At 43.2% G+C, this 1,594-nt stretch carries 2 protein-coding genes; one reads left to right on the top strand and one right to left on the bottom strand.

The window, feature by feature from the left end; all coding sequences use genetic code 11:
- The first annotated feature begins 95 nt into the window (after positions 1-95).
- Positions 96-1,064: a bile acid:sodium symporter family protein gene (locus LD39_RS18870; RefSeq protein WP_035551739.1), complete on the top strand. Its 969-nt coding sequence runs from the start codon at positions 96-98 to the stop codon at positions 1,062-1,064.
- Between the two features lie 41 nt (positions 1,065-1,105).
- Here LD39_RS18870 and LD39_RS18865 read toward each other — a convergent pair.
- The coding region (locus tag LD39_RS18865; RefSeq protein WP_035551737.1) for an alanine dehydrogenase at positions 1,106-1,594 on the bottom strand (489 nt) is incomplete at its 5' end.

Raw genomic sequence — 1,594 nt, 5'->3', positions numbered from 1 at the left:
ATTTTTTTCATTTTTTTCCCTTAAAACAAGCTTTGAAATTTCAGAAATACTAGTATAATCAGAAATCAATCTACATAGAAAAGGGAGTGTCATTAATGAGAGCACTAGAAAAAGCCAGCAGTTTCGTAGGGAGCACCTTTGCCATTTGGGTTCTACTCTTTGCGGTCTTATCTTTTATTATACCATCAGGATTTACTTGGATTGCTCCATATATCGTACCACTACTTGGCATCATTATGTTTGGGATGGGCTTGACATTGTCCAAAAATGACTTCAAAGAAGTTTTCAAGCGTCCAAAAGATGTAGCCATCGGTGTAACAGCTCAGTACACACTCATGCCACTGATTGCATTTCTACTTGTGACGGTTCTTCCGGTATCACCAGAAGTAGCCGTAGGCGTAATCCTTGTCGGGTGTTGCCCAGGAGGAACCTCTTCCAATGTCATGACTTATTTATCAAAAGGAGATACCGCATTATCCGTCTCGATTACAGCTGTATCCACTTTACTCGCACCACTGTTGACACCGTTGCTTGTGCTGTTATTTGCCAGTCAGTGGCTACCAGTCTCTGCAAGTGCATTGTTCCTATCCATCGTCAAAATTGTCCTCATCCCTATTTTACTTGGGCTGACTGTTAAAGCGATTTTCGGTGAAAAAATACAGGCAGGCGTTAAAGCCTTACCACTTGTGTCGGTTGTTGCCATCGTTGCTATTGTGGCAGCCGTCGTCAGTGTCAATAAAACTCAAATTGCTGAGACAGGAGCAGCCATTTTCGCCATCGTCGTCTTACACAACACCCTTGGCTATGCAGCAGGCTATGCTCTCGGAAAGCTCTTTAAAATGGATCCTGCCAAGAAGAGAGCGGTTTCGATCGAAGTCGGTATGCAGAATTCTGGACTCGGCGCTTCACTTGCTGCTGTTCACTTCAGTCCTCTTGCAGCCGTACCCAGTGCCATCTTTAGTGTTTGGCACAATATTTCCGGACCGATTATTGCTACTCTCTTTCGTAAACAAAAGGAAAGAGAGAAGCAGAAAAAGAAAGATACCATTCATCAAGCTTCATAAAAAAAGACCAGCAGAACGTAATGTTCTGCTGGATGATCTTTTTACTTGTTAATCAAATCTCTAGCATCAGCGTATTCAAGTCCTTGCGCTTCTGCAACGGCTTGATAAGTCACATATCCTTCTAGAGTGTTGATCCCTTTGAACAAGGCTTCATTATCCTGGCACGCCTTCACATATCCTTTATTCGCAAGCTGCAAAGCATAATGAACCGTAACATTGGTTAATCCGATCGTAGATGTTCGTGGTACAGCCCCTGGCATATTGGCTACTGCATAGTGAAGGACCCCGTGCTTTTCATAAGTAGGATTGTCATGAGTGGTAATCCGGTCGGTCGTTTCAAAAATACCGCCCTGATCAATGGCCACATCGACGATAACAGACCCTTCTTTCATTTTTCTCACCATATCTTCAGTAACTAATTTAGGTGCTTTGGCCCCCGGAATAAGGACCGCTCCAATTACTAAATCAGATTCAGCCAAGGCTTCATGGATATTTAACGGGTTTGACATCAACGTATTGATATCAGAACC

This window comes from Halobacillus sp. BBL2006, assembly GCF_000786645.1.
In the GTDB taxonomy this organism is placed as follows: domain Bacteria; phylum Bacillota; class Bacilli; order Bacillales; family Halobacillaceae; genus Halobacillus.
The sequence above is the reverse complement of the archived record's forward strand: the minus strand, read 5'-3'. Positions and strand labels throughout refer to the sequence as shown.

What these genes read in the sequence shown, in the direction of transcription:
- LD39_RS18870 (WP_035551739.1), top strand. Translation starts at nt 96, where the DNA reads ATGAGAGCACTAGAAAAAGCCAGCAGTTTCGTAGGGAGCACCTTTGCC.